Raw genomic sequence first — 17,359 nt, 5'->3', positions numbered from 1 at the left:
GGATGCCGCGTCACGGTCGTGCTGGGTCGAGGGGCGTTCGCCGGGTCGGTGGGGTCGGGGTGCGGGCGGGTCGGTGCTGCCCGTTACGAGTTGAAGCCGAGTCCGAAGTGGTCGAGGGTGCGCAGCCACAGGTTGCGTCGGCCCTCGTGCGCGTCGGCGCTGAGGATCGAATGGCGCGTGAACTGGATGATGGGATTGCGGAATGGCTCGGGCGGCACGGGGAAGGGCCGCTTGCGCACGATGTCGTACCGCAGCCGCGACGTGGGTTCGCCGGCCAGCAGGTCGAGTGCGACATCCGCCGAGAACCTCGACGCGCCGACCCCGAGGCCGGTGTGCCCGACCGCGTAGGCGACGCGCCCGCCGAGCGCGGTGCCGTAGGCGGCCGTGAAGCGGGTGGTGGAGTCGATCGGCCCGGCCCAGCGGTTCGTGAAGCGGAGCCCCGCCAGCTGCGGGAACGTCTCGAAGAAGTGCCGGGCGAGCAGCTCGTGCGAGCTGTCGCGCTGCTCGAGGCTCGCGTCGACCTTGCCGCCGAAGTAGTAGACGGCGTCCCACCCGCCGAAGAGGATGCGGCCGTCGGCAGTGGGCCGGTAGTAGTGGAACTGGTTGCCCGCGTCGGTGAGCCCCTGGCCCTCGCCCCAGCCGATCGAGGCGCGCTGCGCGTCGGTGAGCGGCTCGGTCATGAGCACGTGGTCGTAGAGCGGCATGATGTAGTTCCCGAGCCGCTTGAGGGGGCCCGGGTAGGCGGCGGTCGCGATCACGACGTCGCGCGTGTCGACGTGTCCGTGCCTGGTCGAGACCCGCACGCCCTCGCCGCGACGGGCGAGCCCGGAGACGGCGGATGCCTCGAACACGCGCACTCCGCGACGCTCGAGCTCGGCGGCCATGCCCCATGCGAGCTTCGCGGGGTCGACGAGCACGGTGCCGGTGCGGTCGCGGAGGCCGCCCAGATAGGTCGGCGAGTGCACGTCGGCCTGCACCTCGTCGCGCGTGAGCAGTTCGAGCTCGACGCCGTACTTCTCGCCGAGCGCCTGCGCCTCGCGGAGTCCGCCGACCTGCCACGGCTCGATGGCGAGCGTGGTCTTGCCCGCACGCCGCAGGTCGCAGTCGATGCCGGCGCCCTCGATGGCGGCGATGAGCCCGGTGAGGTTGCGGTCGCCCTCCTCGTGCATCGCGGCGACCTGCTTCGGCCAGATCGCCTCGCCGTGCGTGAGGCCGTGCGTGAGCGAGGCCGCGACGAAGCCGCCGTTGCGACCCGTCGCACCGTGCGCGATGCGCTCGGCCTCGAGGATCACGACCGATCGGCCCGGGTCGCGCTCGGTCGCCTGCCACGCGGTCCAGAGTCCGGTGAATCCGCCGCCGACGATGACGAGATCCGCCTCGAGGGTGCCCTCGACGCGCGGGCGCCCGGCCGGGGCCGCTGCGCGGTCGAGCCAGTAGGCCGTGGGCGATGCGTCGCGCAGTGCCTCGGCCGCGGCATCCGTCGCCATCTGCGCCTGGCTCACACGCGCACCCTGGCGCCCACGCGCTCGATGACGTCGGCTGCAGCCGAGACGCCGTCCTTCGAGCGGATGTCGGCGCCGACGGCGGCAATGCGCTCGCGCAGGGCGGCGTCGGCGAGCAGCCCGGTCACGGCCCCCTGCAGCTGCTGCGTGGTGAACCCGTAGGTGTCGAGGCGGATGCCGTAGCCCTGCTCGTGCACGCGCTGCGCGTTGTCGTACTGGTCCCAGAACAGCGGCAGGAGGATCATCGGCTTGCCGAAGTGCAGGGCCTCGGTCGTCGTGTTGTTGCCGCCGTGCGTGATGACGAGGTCGACGAGCGGCAGGATCTTCGTCTGCGGCAGGAACTCGGCGCCCCACATGTTCTCGGCGAGCTCGAACTCGTCGTGCAGCGGTCCCTTCGAGACGATGACGTTCACGGGCAGCTCGGCGAGCACCGAGATGACGCGCTGCATGAGGCCGACGTCGGCCGAGCCGAGCGAGCCGAGGCTGAAGTAGACGAGCGGGCGAGTGCCGTCGGTGAACGAGGCGGGCAGGTCGGCCGGCGCCTGCTCGGTCTCGCGCACCGAGGAGTCGAGGCGGGTCCAGCTCTCGTCGAGCGGGCGCTCTGCGGTGTAGTCGAGCACCTCGGGGTAGACGTAGAGGTTCGCGTCACCCGCGTGGATGAACTCGAGGTCGGGCAGCGCGGGCGCACCCTGCTCCTGCACCCAGGCGTTGTACGACTCCCAGAGGGGGCGGTGGGTGCGCTCGTACTCGGTGCGGAAGGCGGCCCAGCCCTCGCGGTCGTCCTTGCCGAGGCCCGAGAAGACGGGGGCGATGGCGTCGCCCGGCACCTCGAGCGGGTTGCAGCTCGTGATGCGCACGAACGGCACGCCGGCCGTGACGAGGGCGGGGAACGCGATGACGTTGTCCTCGATGACGACGTCGGGCTGCACGCGCTCGATGATCGCCTTCAGCTGCGGCTCGCAGTACTTCGCGCCGTTCGCGAGCTCCTCCCAGATGGGCAGGGTCACGGTCTCGAGCTGCTCGGCGGTGGTCTTGCGGAACTCGGGCGAGACGGCCTTGATGTAGTCCTTCCAGAACGCGCCGGCGTCCTGCTCGGCGACCTCGCCCTCGACCGCGTCGGCCGGCTCGGCCGCCGGCGCGAGGTCGACGAGGTCCTCCTCGAAGCCCAGTGCGACGAGCTTGCCCTGCCACGAGCGCTCGGCGGCGAAGACCACTCGGTGACCGCGCTTCAGCAGTTCGTTGCCGATGCCGATGCAGTTGTTCGTCGGGCCGTACGCGCTCTCGGGCATGAAGAGGTAGGTGCGACGTTCCTCGGTCATCGGGTCTCCGTTCGTGAATTTCTTGAATGTTGCTATAGAGAATCTGGTCGGTCAAGACCTATACGGAAAGTGGGCGATACGGCCTAAGATTCAGTGACAATGCAGACAATCTGTCTGCCACGAGAGGAGCCAGATGGCCAGGCCCAAGCGGCAGGAGGAACGTCGCAGCCAGCTGGTCGCGGCGGCGCAGCGGGCGATCGCGGCGCACGGTCCCGACGGTGCGCGACTGAACCGCGTGGCCGAAGAGGCCGGTCTCACCTCCGGCGCGGTGCTCTACTACTACCCCGACATCGACGAGCTGATGTTCGAGGCGAACCGCGCCGGCATGGAGCGGTTCTACGAGGGGCGCGTGCGCATGCTCGAGGGGCTGCCCGACGACCCGGTGGTGCGGCTGCTCGCCCTCGCGAAGTCCGGCCTGCCGAGCGGCTCCGGCGACACCGAGGTGCGCCTGCTCTGCGAACTGGGCGGCTCGGCCGGCCGCAACCCGCTCATGGCGTCGCTGCTCACGACCCTCTACGACCGCCAGGTCGGCATGTACCAGGTCGTGCTCGAGCAGGGCGCCGCGCGCGGCATCTTCACGCTCGCGCAGCCCTCGCTGGTGATCGCCCGCAACCTCGTCGCACTCGAAGACGCCTACGGCTACCGCATCATCGCCGAGCACCCCACGATCGACCACGCCGCAGCCCTCGAGCTCATCGTGGCCAACGCGAGGCTCGCGACGGGTCATGCGCTGACCGCCTCCTGAACGGATGCCGCGGCGCCGGCGTCGTCGCGCACGACCACCGACGTGCGCCCGAAGCGCACCCCGACCGAGTCGCCGCGTGCGAGGCGACTCGCCCCGTGCACGGTCGCGAGCAGCGGCGCCGCGAGGCCGGGCACCTCGACCGAGATGGTGGAGGCCCCGCCGAGGAAGTACGTGTCGATGACCGTTCCGCGCATGCCGGCCGTCGCGGCATCCGTCAGCTCGAGGTCCTCCGGCCGCACGACCGCCGTCACGGGCGCGCCGACGGGCTTGGCGTGCGTCGCCTCGACGACGCCGACGCCGGGCACGTCGACGCCGGTCGCCGTGGCCGTGCCGTCGAGCAGGTTCGCCGTGCCGATGAACGAGGCGACGAAGCGCGAGGCCGGGTTCGCGTAGAGCTCCTGCGGCGTGGCGAGCTGCTCGAGCCGCCCGTCGCGCAGCACCGCGATGCGGTCGGCCATCGACATGGCCTCCTCCTGGTCGTGCGTGACGACCACGAACGTCAGGCCGACCTCGTGCTGCAGGCGCTTCAGCTCGAGCTGCATCGAGGCCCGAACCTGGCGATCGAGCGCCGAGAGCGGCTCGTCGAGCAGCAGCAGGCGCGGCCGCTTGACGATCGCCCTGGCGAGCGCGACGCGCTGGCGCTGGCCGCCCGACAGCTGCGCAGGGCGGCGCTTGGCGAGATCACCGAGCCCGACCACCTCGACCACCTCGGCGACGCGACGGGCGATCTCGGCGCGGCCGAGCCCCTCGGACTCGAGTCCGTAGGCGATGTTCTTCTCGACGCTCATGTGCGGGAACAGCGCGTAGCTCTGGAACATCATGTTGACGGGCCGCTTGTGCGCCGGCATCCGGAGCAGGTCCTGGCCGTCGACCTCGATGCGACCCTCTGCCGGCGTCTCGAAGCCCGCGATCGAGCGCAGCAGCGTGGTCTTGCCGCATCCCGACGGGCCGAGCAGTGCGAAGAACTCGTTGTCGCCGATGTCGAGCGAGACGTCGTGCAGCGCGACCGTGTCGCCGTAGACGGCGCGCACGCCGTCGACCCTGAGCAGAGGGGCAGAGGTCATTTCGAGGGTCCAGTCAGTCGGGTCAGGCGCTGCGCCGCGATGACGGTCACGACGCTCACGAACAGGAGGAGGGTGGCGAGGGCGTTGACCTCGGGGGTCACCCCGAAGCGCACCATCGAGTAGATGACGATCGGCAGGGTCGGCTGGGTGGGCGCGGTCGTGAAGAACGCGATCACGAACTCGTCGAGCGAGAGCGTGAACGCGAGCAGGGCGCCCGCCACGATGCCGGGTGCGAGCTGCGGCAGCGTGACCCGCACGAACGTGCGCACCGGCCCGGCGCCGAGGTCGCGCGAGGCCTCCTCGAGGCTCGGGTCGAGGCTCGCCATGCGCGCGAGCACGATCGCCGTGACGAATGCCGTCGCGAACACCGCGTGCGCGAGGATCACCGAGTGCAGCCCGAGCGTGATGCCGAGCAGCGAGAACAGCGTGAGCAGGCCGATGCCGAGCAGCAGGTCGGGCAGGATCGCCGGGGCGATCGCGAACGCCCGCACGAACCCGCCGCGCGTGTAGTGCTGGATGCCGTAGGCGAGCAGCGTGCCGAGCACGGTGGCGATCGTGGTCGCCCCCGTCGCGACGATGAGCGTGTTGCCGAGCCCCTGCATGAGCGCCCCGTCGGCGAACACCTCCGGATACCAGCGCAGCGAGAAGCCCCGCCAGACGAAGAGGTTCTCGGAGTCGTTGAAGCTCATGATGACGACGATGAGGATCGGCAGGTAGAGGAACACGTAGCCGAGCCAGAGCGGAATCAGGATGCCGCGGGGCATGCGCACCGCGCGCGGCTTCGCCGACGGCTCGAGCTCGCGCATCGCGGTGGTGTCGGGATTCACGGATGCCGCGACATCCGGTCTGGTGATCGGCTCAGCCACGGCGCGGCCCTTCGGTGACGCGGCGCGAGACCGCGGACTGCAGCACGATGACGAGCACGAGGATGATGGTCAGCAGCAGCGCGAGCGTCGCCCCGAAGGGCCAGTCGCGGGCCTCGAAGAACTGGTCGCGCACGAGGTTGCCGACCATGATCGTCTTGCCGCCGCCGATGAGCTCCGGGATGACGAAGTTCGACATCGCCGGCACGAAGACGAACACGCAGCCGGTCAGCGCCCCCGGCAGCGAGAGCGGCAGCGTGACCGTGCGGAACGCGCGCCACGGGTTCGCACCGAGGTTCGTCGCCGCCTCGCGGAGCGACGGATCGAGCTGCTGCAGCGAGGCGTAGAGCGGCAGCACCATGAGCGGCAGGTACATGTAGAGCAGGCCGACGACGATGGCCTGCGGGGTGTAGAGCATGCTGATCGGCTCGTCGGTGAGGCCGAGTCCCTGCAGGGCCTGGTTCACCCATCCGGCGTTGTTCAGCAGCAGGATCCACGCGTAGGTGCGCACGAGGAAGTTCGTCCAGAACGGCAGTACCACGGCGATGAGGGCGATCGTGCGCCACTTCGGCGAGAGCCCGGCGATCGCATAGGCCATCGGGTAGCCGATCGCGAGGGCGAGCAGCGTGACGACGAGGGCCATGCCGATCGACTGCACGATGACGCCGAGGTAGAGCGGCTCGAGCAGCTTGATCCAGTTGTCGAACGTGAACTCGAACACGAGGCCGCCGAAGCGACCGCGCTTGAAGAACGTGTAGAAGGCGAGCAGCCCCACCGGGATCGCCATGAAGACGATGAGGAAGAGCATCCCCGGTGCGAGGAACGGAACGGGGGCGAGCCCCCGGCGAGCGCGGGTCGCGCGCACGCCGGGGGTCGTCTGGTGGGGCGTCGAGGTCACGGTCTCAGGGTCGCTCGCGTCAGTTCGTCGCCAGGACTTCGGAGTTGAGGTCGACGTACTTCAGCGAGTCCTCGCCGAGGTCGACGATGACCTCCTGCTCGAAGAGCTCGTCGACGGTGATGCCGAGCGTCGGGTACGACTCGATGAGCGCCGGGTCGAGCGCCTCCATGGCGGCCTGGTTCGGCACCTTGTAGAGGATGTTCTCGGCCACCCAGCTCTGCACCTCGGGGTCGAGGATGTAGTCGATGAAGGCCATGGCGGCCTCCTTGTTCTTCGACGACTCGAGCACGGTCATGGTGTCGACCCAGAGGTCGGCGCCCTCGTCGGGCACGACGAACTCGATCGTGGGGTCTTCGGCGATGCCGTAGTTGCACCAGCCGTCCCACGCCTCGACCATGGCGGCCTCGCCCGAGACGAGCTTGGAGTAGAACGTGGTGTCGTCGTAGGCGAGCAGCGTCGGCTTGGTCTCGATGAGCTGCGCCTTCGCCTCGGCGAGCTCGTCGTCGTCGGTCGTGTTCAGCGAGTGGCCCGCGGCCTTCAGCGCCGGCATCGCGAGCCAGCGGTCGGTCGAGAGCATCGTCGTCTTGCCCTCGAGTTCGGGCTTGGGGTTCAGCAGGTCGTTCCACGAGGTCGGGGCGAACCCGGTGAGGTCGGGGCGGTAGCAGAGGCCCGTCGTGCCCCACGCGTACGGCTCCGAGTAGACGTTGCCCTTGTCGTAGTCGAGCTCGAGCGCCTCGGGGTAGAGGTTCGCCTCGTTCGGGATGAGCGACTTGTCGAGCTTCGCGAGCAGGCCCTGCTCGCCGAGCGCCTGGGCGTACTGGCCCGAGACGAAGGCCACGTCGATGCCCGAGTCGGCGCTCGCGGTGAGCTTCGCGACGATGTCCTCGTTCGTGGTGTGGTTCACGATCGTCGTCTTGACGCCGGTCGCCTCCTCGAACTGCTCGGCCAGGTCCTCGGGGTAGTAGTCCGCCCAGATCGAGACCGTGAGGGTCTGCTCGGAGATGTCGGCGGACGGATCGACCTCGCCGCCACCGGTGGAGCACGAGGTTGCGGCGAGCGCGACGGCGATGGTGCCGGCCGCGACGGCGACGATGCGTCGTGTGGTGGGCATGAGTCCTCCTTGGGGGCTGAAAGGTTGAGCGATTGTTGCACCGGCACTGAAGAAACCGCAATGGATGTGCGGACATACTGGCGAGGAGTTTGCACAATAGTTACAATCCCAATTCAATGAACTCGTTCGAAGGCCAGCATCCGGTCATCGATGGACACGTGCTGTCCGTCGATGGCGACGGCCGCGTGCTCGTCGACGGGCGGCGGCCCGAGGCCGGCGACGGCGTGGCCCGCGCGATCTCCGCACTCGTCGCCGACGGGCTCGCCGCCGACGCCCCCGAGCGCGGCATCGCCGTCGACCAGACGAACACCTCGGTCATCGTCGACGACCGCTTCGTCGTGAAGGTCGTCGGGCGCTGGGCGGCGGCCGACCGCGCCGGCCACCTGCTCGAACGGCTCGCGGCCGCCGGCTCCGACGATGTGGCCCGCCTGCACGGGCGCGTCGGCTGGCGGCATCCCGAGCTCGGCGAGTCGACGCTCGCGATCGTGACCGAGTACCTCCCCGGTGCTGAAGACGGCTGGACCTGGGCCGTCGACGACGTCGTGGCGACGGTCGAGGGTGCGGGTGCCGGTGCGGGTGCCGGTGCGGGTGCGGGTGCGGATGCGGGTGCGGGTGCCGCCCCCGACCCGACGTGGCCCGCGGCGCTCGGCGCCCAGGTCGCGCGCATCCACGACGTGCTCGGCGCCGCCGCGGTGCCCAGCGGGGCGGATGCCGCATCCGCACGCCGCGACCGCGCCGCCGACGCGCTGGCCAGGGCCGTGGCCGCGGGCGACGGGCCGACCGGGAGCCGCCTGGCCAACCGCCGCGAGGCGCTCGCGCGCGACATCCGCTCGCTCGAAGGCACCTCGCCCGGCCTCGAGTTCCCCATCCACGGCGACCTGCACCTCGGGCAGGTGCTCGCCTCGCCCGACGCCGGCGCAGCGGACGGCCGGCGCTACACGGTCATCGACTTCGACGGCGATCCGCAGCTCGACGCCGCCGACCGCGAGCGAGCGGATGCCGCGGCTCGCGACGTCGCCCACCTGCTCGTCTCGCTCGACCTCGTCGCCGCCGTCGCGCAGAAGCGCCTGCGCCGGTCAGACGACCGCGCGTGGAGCTGGGCCGACCGAGCCCGCGCCGACCTGCTCGCGGCCTATCGCGCCGAGCTCGCGCGCACCGAGCTCTTCGACCCGGCACTGCTGCCCGGCTTCGAGGCCGAGCAGCTCGCCGCCGAGCTGCACTATGCCGACCGCTTCCTGCCGCCATGGCGCTACGCGCCCGACGCCGCGATCACGCACCGCTACGCTTCGACGAACGAGACCCCGGAGGACCCGTGGACACCGCCGCCTTTCGAGCCGACCTCGACCTGATCCCCTCGACGCTCGAACGGCTCGCCGACGCCCTCGACGCCGGACTGCCCGGACTCGAACGACTGCCGATGCTCGGTGCGTCTCGCGTGCTCGTGCTCGGCATGGGGTCGAGCCGATACGCGGCCGACGTCGTCGCCCGCCGCTACCGCAGCGTCGGCGCGACCGTCGTCGTCGAGCTCGCGAGCGCAGAGCTGCTGCCGCCCGCGGCGCCCGACCTCGCGGTGGTCGCGGTCTCGGCGACCGGAGGCAGCGTCGAGGTGCTCCGCGCCGTCGAACGCTACCGCGGCACCGGGCGGCTCGTCGCCGTCACGAATCGTCCCGACTCCGAGCTCGGGCGCCTCGCCGACGTCGTCGTGCCGCTGCTCGCCGGGGTCGAGGCATCCGGGGTGGCGTGCCGCACGTTCCGCGCGACGTTCGCCGTGCTCGACGCGGTGCTCGAGGAGCTGCTCGGCACGGCGCCCGACGAACGCTTCGATGGCGCAGCCGTGCGCGCCGCGGCATCCGCCAACGCGACCTTGCTCGGCACGGTCGACGAATGGATGCCGCAGCTCGCCGACCTGCTCGCGGGGCCCATGGGCACGTGGGCGCTGGCGCCGGCCGAGCGGGCGTCGAGCGCGCAGCAGTCGGCGCTCATGCTGCGCGAGGTGCCGCGCCGCAGCGCCTTCGCGTCGGAGACCGGCGACTGGTCGCACGTCGACGTGTACCTCACGAAGACGCAGGACTACCGCGCCCTCGTGTTCGCCGGGTCGGCGTGGGACGCGCAGGCGCTCGACTGGATGGCGCAGCGCGGCTCGCGGTTCGCATCGGTCGGACGCGAGTTGCCGGGCGCCGAGCAGGTGATCCGGTTCGCGGGCGACACCGACGACTCGGTCGCCGTGCTCACCGAGCTGCTCGTCGCCGAGCTCGTCGCCGACCACTGGCTGCGCGCCGCCTCGCCGGTCGAGTAGCGAAGCGTATCGAGACCAGCACGGTTCACGCCGGTCGAGTAGCGAAACGTATCGAGACCAGCACGGTTCACGCCGGTCGAGTAGCGAAGCGTATCGAGACCAGCGCCGCCGAGCGCCGATTCTCTCTCAGACCCGCTTCCTCGCCAGTTCTGGAAGCAGATCGAAGCGCCCGGCGATCAACGCCATGCGCTTGCCGCGACTCCACCCTTGCACCTGCTTCTCCACGACGTACGCGTCGTCGATTCGATCGAACTGCTGTCGATACACCAGCTCGACCGGAAGCCGTCGGCGGGTGTAGGCAGCGCCATTCCCGCTTGCATGCTCGGCGAGTCGACGGTCGAGGTCTCGGGTGCTGCCGACGTAGAACGAACCGTCACCGCATCGGAGGATGTACATATGGGCCATCCCGACATTCTCGGAAGCTGGTCCCATTCGTGACGGTCATGTCCGGCGCCTACCGAACGTCGGGCGGCTCATGCTGCTGTCGAGGACGGGTCTCGATACGCTTCGCTACTCGACCGGCGAACGCAGGCGGGTCTCGATGCGCTTCGCTACTCGACCGGTGGCCGGCCCGTGCGACGCTGCCGGGGCGGGCGAGGCCGCCGGGCGTAGGCGCGCGCGACGCGGCTCGAGAGCGCGAGCATCACGAGGATGTCGAGCGAGAGCGTCAGCAGCGTCGTGCGGATCGTGATGTCCTCGCCGCCGGCGAAGTAGTCGATCGCGGCGGCCGTGATGCTGAGCGAGGTGAACGTCATCACGAGCAGTCGCGCCACGTTGCTGCCGCGGTACACGGCGAGGCCGAAGCCGGCCACGACGAGCAGGCCGAGCCCGCCGACCACGAGGATCGCGATGAGCACGCCGTTGAGGGCGTGGTCCTCCTCGCTGCCCGGCACGACCGCGAGCCCCGCCTCGTCGTAGACCACCTGCCGCCAGGTGATCGCGAGCGCCGCGAGCCAGATCACGCCGGCGAGCACGCGCAGCATCACGAGGATCGCGCCGAGGGTCGTCGCCGCCGGCCGCGGCATGCTCGGCGGCGGCTGCACCGGCTGGGCGAGCAGCACCGGCGGCTCGTACGCCGCGCGCTTGCGGGGGTCGGCCCCGGGGCTCACGGGGCCTCCGCCGAGGTCGAGGTCGAGATCGACGTCGAGGTCGACGTCGGCGAGGCGGATGCCGCGGCATCCGGAACCGCATCGAGCTCGAGCACGGGCAGGTCGCCGTCGGTCGTGATCGTGTCGCCGCCGCCGTTGCGCGAGTGGTAGCCGGTGGAGAAGTCGCGGAGCACCTCGACGCGCGCGCCGACACCCGCCGCCAGCACGCTCGCGACGATGTGGTCGCGCTCGACGTCGGTGTCGGCGTCGATCTTGTGCGTGACCTGCAGCGTGAACAGCGAGAAGCCCACCGACCGGTCGAAGGTGCCGGCCGCGAGCCAGTCGACGCGTCGTCCGCCGGGAAGCAGCCACCCGTCGGGCGTGCGCCAGAACCGCACGTGGTGGCGCCTGGCGGGGTTGCCCTCGACCTCCTGCTGGTAGGCGAAGTCCTGCTGCCTGCCGAAGAGGAAGAGCGGGCTGACCGGGGCTTCGTCGTAGCTTCGGCGGGTGATGGTCGAGGTGATGATGCGCCGGCTCGACGCGAGCGTGACGTCGTCGGCCCTGGTCCATCCCGCGGCGGCCATGACGGCGTGCAGCGAATCCTCGGTGCCGTCGAGGGCGAGGTTGACCGGGTCGCCGAGCAGGCCGTCGCTCGTGCGCGTGCGCCCCATGAAGTAGTCGGGCACGTAGATCGTCGTGAGGATCCGGTGCAGGCGCGGCAGCACGAGGTACGCGAGCACGAGCCAGAAGAGCACGAAGAACGCGATGCCCCACCATCCGAGCGAGAACGACTCGGTGAGCACGAGCCAGGCGAGCCAGACTGCGGCGACGCCCGCGTAGACGAAGAAGAACCCGTCGAGCAGGGCGTTGATCGAGTACCGACGGGTGCGCACGGGCTCGGGCGCCGGCGTGGGCGCGGCCTTCGACGCCGTCGCCGGTTCGACCGGCGCGGATGCCTCGGAGCCCTCCCCGCTCATGACTGCATGCTATCCGGGTGGCATCGGCCTAGGCTCGCCGCATGGCCTACGACGTCGCGCACATCCGATCCGGCTTCCCGTCGCTCGAGAGCGGGTGGGCGCAGTTCGACGGCCCAGGCGGAACGCAGACGCCGCGGGTCGTCGGCGAGGCAGTGGCATCCGTGCTCACCGGGCCGCTGTCGAACCGCGGAACGATCGGCGTCTCCGAGGAGCGCGCCGAGGCGGCGGTGCACGGGTTCCGGCTCGCGATGGCCGACTTCGCGAATGCGCACCCGCGCGGCATCGTGCACGGGCGCAGCGCCACGCAGCTCACGTACGACTTCGCCCGTCACCTGTCGAAGGGCTGGGGCGAGGGCGACGAGGTGATCGTGACGAGCCTCGACCACGACTCGAACATCCGCCCGTGGGTGCAGGCCGCCGAGCGCGTCGGGGCGACCGTGCGCTGGGCCGAGTTCGATCCCTCGACGGGCGAGCTCCCGGTCGAGGCCGTCACCTCGCTCATCGGCGAGCGCACACGACTCGTCGCGGTCACGGCCGCGTCGAACCTCATCGGCACGATGCCGGATGTCGCGGCCATCGCCTCGGCCGCGCACGCCGTGGGTGCGCTCGTCTGGGTCGACGGCGTGCACTTCAGCGCCCACGAGCTGCCCGACCTCGATGCCCTCGGGGCGGACTTCCTCACGTGCTCGCCGTACAAGTTCCTCGGCCCGCACTGCGGCGTGCTCGTGTCCCGGCCCGAGCTGCTCGAGACGATCGCGCCCGACAAGCTGCTGCCGGCGACGGATGTCGTGCCCGAGCGCTTCGAGTTCGGCACGCTGCCCTACGAGCTGCTCGCCGGGGTCACGGCCGCGGTCGACGTGCTCGCGGGGCTCGCCGCCTCGGGGCCCGACGCCGCAGGGTCGGAGGCGACGGATGCCGCGCACTCGCGCCGCGAGCGGCTGCAGGCGTCGTACGCGGCCCTGCACGAGCACGAGGAGCGGTTGTGGCTGCGACTCGAGGCCGCCCTCGCCGAGCTGCCCGGCGTGACGCTGCACTCCCGGGCGGACCGCCGCACCCCGACGCTGCTGCTGAGCTTCGCCGGCCACGAGGCATCCGTCGTCACGGAGCGGCTCGCCGCAGGGCGGGTGCTCGCGCCGAGCAGCAACTTCTACGCGCTCGAGGCGTCGCGGCGGCTCGGACTCGGCGATGCGGGCGGCCTGCGCGTCGGACTCGCGCCCTACACCGACGACGACGACATCGACCGGCTGGTCGCCGGCCTCGCCGCCGCGCTCGGCACGCCGGTCGAGTAGCGCAGCACGCCGTTCCGCACCTGATCCGGCCCGGGCGGCCACCGGCACGCGCGGCGAACATACGCTGGAGGCATGACGATCGCCGAACGCGCAACCGAACTCCGCCGCCTGCACACCGACCCCGAACTCCTCCAGGTGGTGAACGTCTGGGATGTGGTCTCGGCGCGCGCCATCGCCGCACTGCCCGGCACGAAGGCCCTCGCGACCGCGGGCCACTCGATCGCCGCGACCTTCGGGTACCCCGACGGCGAGCAGATCCCCCTCGACCTCATGCTCGACATGGTCGGCCGCATCGCCCGTGCCGTCGACGTGCCCGTGAGCGCCGACCTCGACGCCGGCTTCGGCGATGCGGGCGAGACCGTGCGGCGCGCGATCGGCGAGGGCGTCGTCGGGGCGAACCTCGAAGACCAGCTGAAGCCGCTCGACGAGTCGGTCGCGGCCGTGAGCGCCGCCGTCGCCGCCGCAGAGGCCGAGGGCGTGCCGTTCGCGCTGAACGCGCGCACCGACGCCTTCGTCCGCGGGCGCGAGCGCTCGCTCGAGGCCAACGTGGCCGACGCCATCGAACGCGGTCGCGCGTTCCTCGACGCCGGCGCGACGAGCGTGTTCGTGCCCGGCATCTTCGGCGAAGACGTCGTGCGCCAGCTGGTCGCCGGCATCGGCGAGCTGAAGGTCGCGCTCATCGGCCTGCCCGGCGTTCCCGCTCCCGAACGGCTGCAGGAGCTCGGCGTCGCACGCCTCTCGTACGGCCCGACGACGCAACGTGTCGCACTCGGCGCGCTGCAGGACCTCGCGACCGACCTCTACCTCGGGGGCGTGCTGCCCGACGGAATCCGTCCGCTGAACTGAGCCGCGCCGGTCGGAACGCCGGTCGAGTAGCGAAGCGTATCGAGACCAGCGGCGGTTCGCGTGAGGGTCTCGATACGGCGCTGCGCGCCTACTCGACCGGCGGAAAGCTCGTCATCTGGCGAATCCCCCGCGTGACGGATGCCGCGCGCGGCCCTCGCTCGCTAGGGTGAGCGGGAGGCGACTCGTCGCCGGGCCGTGCGGGGGTGCGGCCTGCGCGGCCCGTACGCCCCCGGCCACGAGGAGAACGCATGAACAGCGGCATCCCCATCGAGATCACGGGGCTCAGCAAGCACTTCGGCAGCGTGACCGCGGTCGACGACCTCAGCTTCACGGTGCAACCCGGCAGGGTCACCGGGTTCCTCGGCCCGAACGGCGCCGGCAAGACGACGACGTTGCGCGTGCTGCTCGGGCTCGTGAAGGCCTCCAGCGGCACCGCCACGTTCGGCGGAACCCCGTACCACGCGCTCGAACGCCCGCTCGAGATGGTCGGCGCCGCGCTCGACGCGAGCTTCCACCCCGGCCGAACGGCGCGCAACCACCTCAAGGTCACGGCGACGGCCGCCGGCATCCCGTCGACGCGGGTTCCGATCGTGCTCGAGCAGGTCGGGCTCGCCGAGTTCGCCGATCGTCGCGTCGGCGGCTACTCGCTCGGCATGCGCCAGCGCCTGGCGCTCGCGTTCACGCTGCTCGGCGACCCGTCGGTGTTCGTGCTCGACGAGCCGATCAACGGCCTCGACCCCGAGGGCATCAAGTGGATCCGCCTGTTCCTGCAGCGGCTCGCGCAAGACGGTCGCACGGTGCTCGTGAGCTCGCACCTGCTGAGCGAGGTGCAGCAGAGCGTCGACGACGTCGTGATCATCTCGCGCGGGCGGCTCGCCAAGACCGGCACGCTCTCGAGCCTCGAGCTCGAGTCGGCGCCGCGCACGATCGCCGACTCCCCCGACCGGCCCAGGCTCTCGGCGGCGCTCGCGCAGGCGGGCCTCGAGTTCACCGAGGGGCGCAACGGCTTCATCGTCGCCGAGCCCGACCCCGGACTCGTCGGGCACGCGGCCTACGTCGGCGGCGTCGAGCTCAAGTCGCTGTACCGCCTGAAGTCCGGTCTCGAGGAGTCGTTCCTCGCGCTCGTGAGCGGCGAGGTCGATCACGTCGACCTCGATCTCGAGACGCCGGATGTCGCGGGCACCCACGCCGAAGACCCGACCCCAGCGCCCGATGCGACTCCAGCGCCCGATGCGACTCCAGCGCCCGATGCATCCGCCGCCTCCGCCGAGCCGGGCCCACCCGACCCTCCGGTCGCGCCGGACGCACCAGACGCGCCCGCCGACGGAGCGAAGGGGTGATGGCATGATCCGCGCACTCGGCTCCGAGTTCCAGAAGGTCTTCACCACCCGCATGTGGTGGCTGCTCACGCTCCTGCTCGTCGGCTACGTGGCCCTCTCGGCGGGCGGCTTCGGCGCGTTCCTCGGCTGGGCGACCGACAACCCCACGGCTGCTGCGGGAGCGAGTTCGACGCCGCTGCCGACCGACGGGTTGGCGCCGCTGGTCTACAGCTTCGCGTCGTCGATCGGCTACGTGTTCCCGGTGCTCTTCGGCGCGCTCGCGGTGACGACCGAGTTCCGGCACAAGACGTTGACGCCGACCTTCCTCGTGCAGCCGCACCGTGCCACGGTGCTGTGGGCGAAGTACGTGTCGCAGCTGATCGTCGGGGCGGGGCTCGGCGTGCTCGCGTTCGCGGCCACGGTCGGCGCGGGCGCGGGTGCGCTGGCGGCGTTCGGCATCGACACCGCGCTCGACTCGCCCGACACGTGGGCCCTGATCGGTCGTGGCGTGCTCGCGATGGCGTTGTGGGGCACGATCGGCGTGGGCCTCGGCTCGCTCGTGACCAATCAGGTCGCCGCGATCGTCATCGTGATCGCGTTCACGCAGTTCGTCGAGCCGATCGTGCGGCTCGCCGCCTCGCTCAACGACGTGACCGCGGGCATCGGCAAGTTCCTCCCGGGTGCGGCGAGCGATGCGCTCGTCGGCGCCTCGTTCTACACGGTGGCGGCGATCGGCTCCGCCGAGACCCTCGAGTGGTGGCAGGGCGGCCTGGTGCTGTTCGGCATCGGCCTCGTGACCACGCTCATCGGCGGCCTCACGACCTGGCGGAGGGACGTGTCGTAGGCGTGGACCTCGCCGCGCTCCGCGACCTGCGGCTCCGCGTACAGGGACTGCGGCATCCGTTCGACGCGTCCGCGGCCGAGTCGGTGGGACGGTTCGGGGCGGTGCAGGCGCAGGAGTTCGTGCCCGCGCAGTGGGGGCTCGCGCAACGGGTGCCTCCCGAGTCGAGGCCGGATGCCGCGGCGACCCTCGCCGACCTCGATGCGGGTCGCATCCTCCGCACGCACGTGCTGCGGCCGACCTGGCACTTCCTGCATCCCGACGACGCGCGGTGGGTGCTCGAACTCTCGGCCGAGCGCGTGCACCGCGCGAATGGGTCGATGTACCGGACGACCGGTGTCGAGGGCGAGGTCGCCGCGCGCGCCGTCGACGTCGTGGCGACGGCGGTCGCCGACGGCCATCGCACGCGGGCCGAGCTCACCGCCGCGCTCGCGAGCGCCGGCCTGCCGTCCACCGGGGTGCCGATGGTCTACGTGCTCATGCGCGCCGAACTGGAGCGCGTCGTCATCAGCGGCGCGAACGCGGGAAAGCAGCGCACGTACGCCGCGTTCGACGAGCGGGTGCCGCCCTCGTCGCCGCGCGATCGCGACGATGCGCTCGTCGAACTGGCGACGAGGTTCATCGCCTCGCGCGGCCCCGTGACCGACCGCGACTTCGCGACCTGGTCGGGGTTCACGCTCGCCGACACGCGACGCGCCTTCGTCGAGGCGATCGAGCGAGCGGATGCCGGTGGCCGGCCGATCGCGACGGTCGACGTCGAGGGGGTCGCCCACCTCGTCGAGGCGGCCGCGCTCGACGGCCCGGCGTCAGGCACGAGCCACCCGGAACCCTCACCACGCGTCGACCTGCTGCAGGCGTACGACGAGTACATCATGGGCTACGCGCCGCCGCGGGCCTACCTGCACCGCCCAGGCGACCACGGCCTGCATGCGGAGTTCCCGCTGCATGCGCTCATGCTCGACGGCGTCATGGTCGGCCGGTGGGCACCGCCGCAGGCGTCGGGCACGCCGACCGTGCGCATCGTTCCGTGGATGGCGTTCACGCCCGACCGGGAACGCGCGCTCGCGGCATCCGTCGTCGAACTCGAACGGTTCCTCGGCAGGGAGGTCGCCGTCGCCGTCGAACCCGAGACGTCGCCGCGCTGACCACACCTGCCGGCGGTCGCCCGCGCGCCCGGCCCGGTGCGCGGCATCGGCTCGGT

At 71.4% G+C, this 17,359-nt stretch carries 17 protein-coding genes; 8 read left to right on the top strand and 9 right to left on the bottom strand.

The window, feature by feature from the left end; translation table 11 throughout:
- Nucleotides 1-83: 83 nt before the first annotated feature.
- Both ASE68_RS01650 and ASE68_RS01645 read right to left on the bottom strand, forming a co-directional pair.
- On the bottom strand, nt 84-1,502 hold the full coding sequence (locus tag ASE68_RS01650; protein WP_235480737.1) for an FAD-binding oxidoreductase: 1,419 nt from the start codon (nt 1,500-1,502) through the stop codon (nt 84-86).
- On the bottom strand, nt 1,499-2,821 hold the full coding sequence (locus ASE68_RS01645) for a glycosyltransferase (RefSeq protein WP_055854473.1): 1,323 nt from the start codon (nt 2,819-2,821) through the stop codon (nt 1,499-1,501). The genes ASE68_RS01650 and ASE68_RS01645 overlap by 4 nt, the downstream gene beginning before the upstream one ends.
- Nucleotides 2,822-2,954: 133 nt before the next feature.
- On the opposite strand from ASE68_RS01645, the gene ASE68_RS01640 reads away from it, so the two are divergent.
- Nucleotides 2,955-3,566 (top strand): TetR/AcrR family transcriptional regulator, encoded by a 612-nt coding sequence (locus ASE68_RS01640; protein WP_055854469.1) that lies wholly within the window; start codon nt 2,955-2,957, stop codon nt 3,564-3,566.
- On the opposite strand, the gene ASE68_RS01635 is transcribed toward ASE68_RS01640, so the two are convergent.
- Genes ASE68_RS01635 through ASE68_RS01620 form a run of 4 tightly spaced genes read right to left on the bottom strand, consistent with a single transcriptional unit; the run spans nt 3,545 to nt 7,502 of the window.
- The gene (locus tag ASE68_RS01635; protein ID WP_082461818.1) at nt 3,545-4,630 is read right to left on the bottom strand and encodes an ABC transporter ATP-binding protein; all 1,086 of its coding nucleotides are present in this window, start codon (nt 4,628-4,630) and stop codon (nt 3,545-3,547) included. The genes ASE68_RS01640 and ASE68_RS01635 overlap by 22 nt on opposite strands.
- The gene (locus ASE68_RS01630; protein ID WP_200921638.1) at nt 4,627-5,496 is read right to left on the bottom strand and encodes an ABC transporter permease; all 870 of its coding nucleotides are present in this window, start codon (nt 5,494-5,496) and stop codon (nt 4,627-4,629) included. The genes ASE68_RS01635 and ASE68_RS01630 overlap by 4 nt, the downstream gene beginning before the upstream one ends.
- Nucleotides 5,489-6,391: an ABC transporter permease gene (locus ASE68_RS01625; protein ID WP_200921637.1), complete on the bottom strand. Its 903-nt coding sequence runs from the start codon at nt 6,389-6,391 to the stop codon at nt 5,489-5,491. The genes ASE68_RS01630 and ASE68_RS01625 overlap by 8 nt, the downstream gene beginning before the upstream one ends.
- Nucleotides 6,392-6,410: 19 nt before the next feature.
- Nucleotides 6,411-7,502, bottom strand: a complete 1,092-nt coding sequence (locus ASE68_RS01620; RefSeq protein ID WP_082461816.1) for a spermidine/putrescine ABC transporter substrate-binding protein — start codon at nt 7,500-7,502, stop codon at nt 6,411-6,413.
- 116 nt (nt 7,503-7,618) lie between these two features.
- Between ASE68_RS01620 and ASE68_RS01615 the strand changes: the two genes are divergently transcribed.
- Together ASE68_RS01615 and ASE68_RS01610 are read left to right on the top strand one after the other, a co-directional pair.
- Nucleotides 7,619-8,851, top strand: a complete 1,233-nt coding sequence (locus ASE68_RS01615) for a hypothetical protein (RefSeq protein WP_055854466.1) — start codon at nt 7,619-7,621, stop codon at nt 8,849-8,851.
- Nucleotides 8,815-9,798 carry an SIS domain-containing protein gene (locus ASE68_RS01610; RefSeq protein ID WP_055854462.1) on the top strand — a complete coding sequence of 328 codons (984 nt, stop codon included), beginning with the start codon at nt 8,815-8,817 and terminating at the stop codon, nt 9,796-9,798. The genes ASE68_RS01615 and ASE68_RS01610 overlap by 37 nt, the downstream gene beginning before the upstream one ends.
- A 126-nt stretch (nt 9,799-9,924) precedes the next feature.
- Here ASE68_RS01610 and ASE68_RS01605 read toward each other — a convergent pair whose 3' ends face one another.
- The 3 genes from ASE68_RS01605 to ASE68_RS01595 form a co-directional block, all read right to left on the bottom strand.
- Nucleotides 9,925-10,203: a GIY-YIG nuclease family protein gene (locus tag ASE68_RS01605; protein ID WP_055854458.1), complete on the bottom strand. Its 279-nt coding sequence runs from the start codon at nt 10,201-10,203 to the stop codon at nt 9,925-9,927.
- A 146-nt stretch (nt 10,204-10,349) separates the two neighbouring features.
- Complete coding sequence (locus tag ASE68_RS01600; protein WP_055854454.1) at nt 10,350-10,907, bottom strand: hypothetical protein; 558 nt, start codon at nt 10,905-10,907, stop codon at nt 10,350-10,352.
- The gene (locus tag ASE68_RS01595) at nt 10,904-11,863 is read right to left on the bottom strand and encodes an LssY C-terminal domain-containing protein (RefSeq protein WP_082461811.1); all 960 of its coding nucleotides are present in this window, start codon (nt 11,861-11,863) and stop codon (nt 10,904-10,906) included. Before ASE68_RS01595 ends, ASE68_RS01600 begins: the two co-directional genes overlap by 4 nt.
- Before the next feature lie 41 nt (nt 11,864-11,904).
- On the opposite strand from ASE68_RS01595, the gene ASE68_RS01590 reads away from it, so the two are divergent.
- The 5 genes from ASE68_RS01590 to ASE68_RS01570 all read left to right on the top strand — a co-directional run bounded on the left by ASE68_RS01590 (nt 11,905) and on the right by ASE68_RS01570 (nt 17,303).
- Nucleotides 11,905-13,152 (top strand): cysteine desulfurase-like protein, encoded by a 1,248-nt coding sequence (locus tag ASE68_RS01590; RefSeq protein WP_055854451.1) that lies wholly within the window; start codon nt 11,905-11,907, stop codon nt 13,150-13,152.
- 72 nt (nt 13,153-13,224) lie between these two features.
- Complete coding sequence (locus ASE68_RS01585) at nt 13,225-13,998, top strand: isocitrate lyase/phosphoenolpyruvate mutase family protein (RefSeq protein WP_055854450.1); 774 nt, start codon at nt 13,225-13,227, stop codon at nt 13,996-13,998.
- Between the two features lie 248 nt (nt 13,999-14,246).
- Nucleotides 14,247-15,338 (top strand): ABC transporter ATP-binding protein, encoded by a 1,092-nt coding sequence (locus tag ASE68_RS20475; RefSeq protein ID WP_082461809.1) that lies wholly within the window; start codon nt 14,247-14,249, stop codon nt 15,336-15,338.
- 4 nt (nt 15,339-15,342) lie between these two features.
- A complete protein-coding gene (locus ASE68_RS01575) occupies nt 15,343-16,161 on the top strand; it encodes an ABC transporter permease (RefSeq protein WP_055854447.1) in 819 nt (272 codons plus the stop codon).
- Between the two features lie 2 nt (nt 16,162-16,163).
- The gene (locus ASE68_RS01570) at nt 16,164-17,303 is read left to right on the top strand and encodes a winged helix DNA-binding domain-containing protein (RefSeq protein ID WP_055854444.1); all 1,140 of its coding nucleotides are present in this window, start codon (nt 16,164-16,166) and stop codon (nt 17,301-17,303) included.
- Nucleotides 17,304-17,359 lie beyond the last annotated feature (56 nt).

It is taken from the genome of Agromyces sp. Leaf222, from assembly GCF_001421565.1.
GTDB lineage: Bacteria > Actinomycetota > Actinomycetes > Actinomycetales > Microbacteriaceae > Agromyces.
Note: the sequence above shows the minus strand (reverse complement) of the source record. Positions and strands in the feature narration are given on the sequence as shown.

Bases quoted from the DNA above. Each gene is read 5' to 3' on its own strand.
- ASE68_RS01615 (WP_055854466.1), top strand. From the start codon at position 7,619: ATGAACTCGTTCGAAGGCCAGCATCCGGTCATCGATGGACACGTGCTG.
- ASE68_RS01640 (WP_055854469.1), top strand. From the start codon at position 2,955: ATGGCCAGGCCCAAGCGGCAGGAGGAACGTCGCAGCCAGCTGGTCGCG.
- ASE68_RS01620 (WP_082461816.1), bottom strand. From the start codon at position 7,502: ATGCCCACCACACGACGCATCGTCGCCGTCGCGGCCGGCACCATCGCC.
- ASE68_RS01590 (WP_055854451.1), top strand. From the start codon at position 11,905: ATGGCCTACGACGTCGCGCACATCCGATCCGGCTTCCCGTCGCTCGAG.
- ASE68_RS01645 (WP_055854473.1), bottom strand. From the start codon at position 2,821: ATGACCGAGGAACGTCGCACCTACCTCTTCATGCCCGAGAGCGCGTAC.
- ASE68_RS01635 (WP_082461818.1), bottom strand. From the start codon at position 4,630: ATGACCTCTGCCCCTCTGCTCAGGGTCGACGGCGTGCGCGCCGTCTAC.
- ASE68_RS01575 (WP_055854447.1), top strand. From the start codon at position 15,343: ATGATCCGCGCACTCGGCTCCGAGTTCCAGAAGGTCTTCACCACCCGC.
- ASE68_RS20475 (WP_082461809.1), top strand. From the start codon at position 14,247: ATGAACAGCGGCATCCCCATCGAGATCACGGGGCTCAGCAAGCACTTC.
- ASE68_RS01585 (WP_055854450.1), top strand. From the start codon at position 13,225: ATGACGATCGCCGAACGCGCAACCGAACTCCGCCGCCTGCACACCGAC.
- ASE68_RS01605 (WP_055854458.1), bottom strand. From the start codon at position 10,203: ATGGCCCATATGTACATCCTCCGATGCGGTGACGGTTCGTTCTACGTC.
- ASE68_RS01595 (WP_082461811.1), bottom strand. From the start codon at position 11,863: ATGAGCGGGGAGGGCTCCGAGGCATCCGCGCCGGTCGAACCGGCGACG.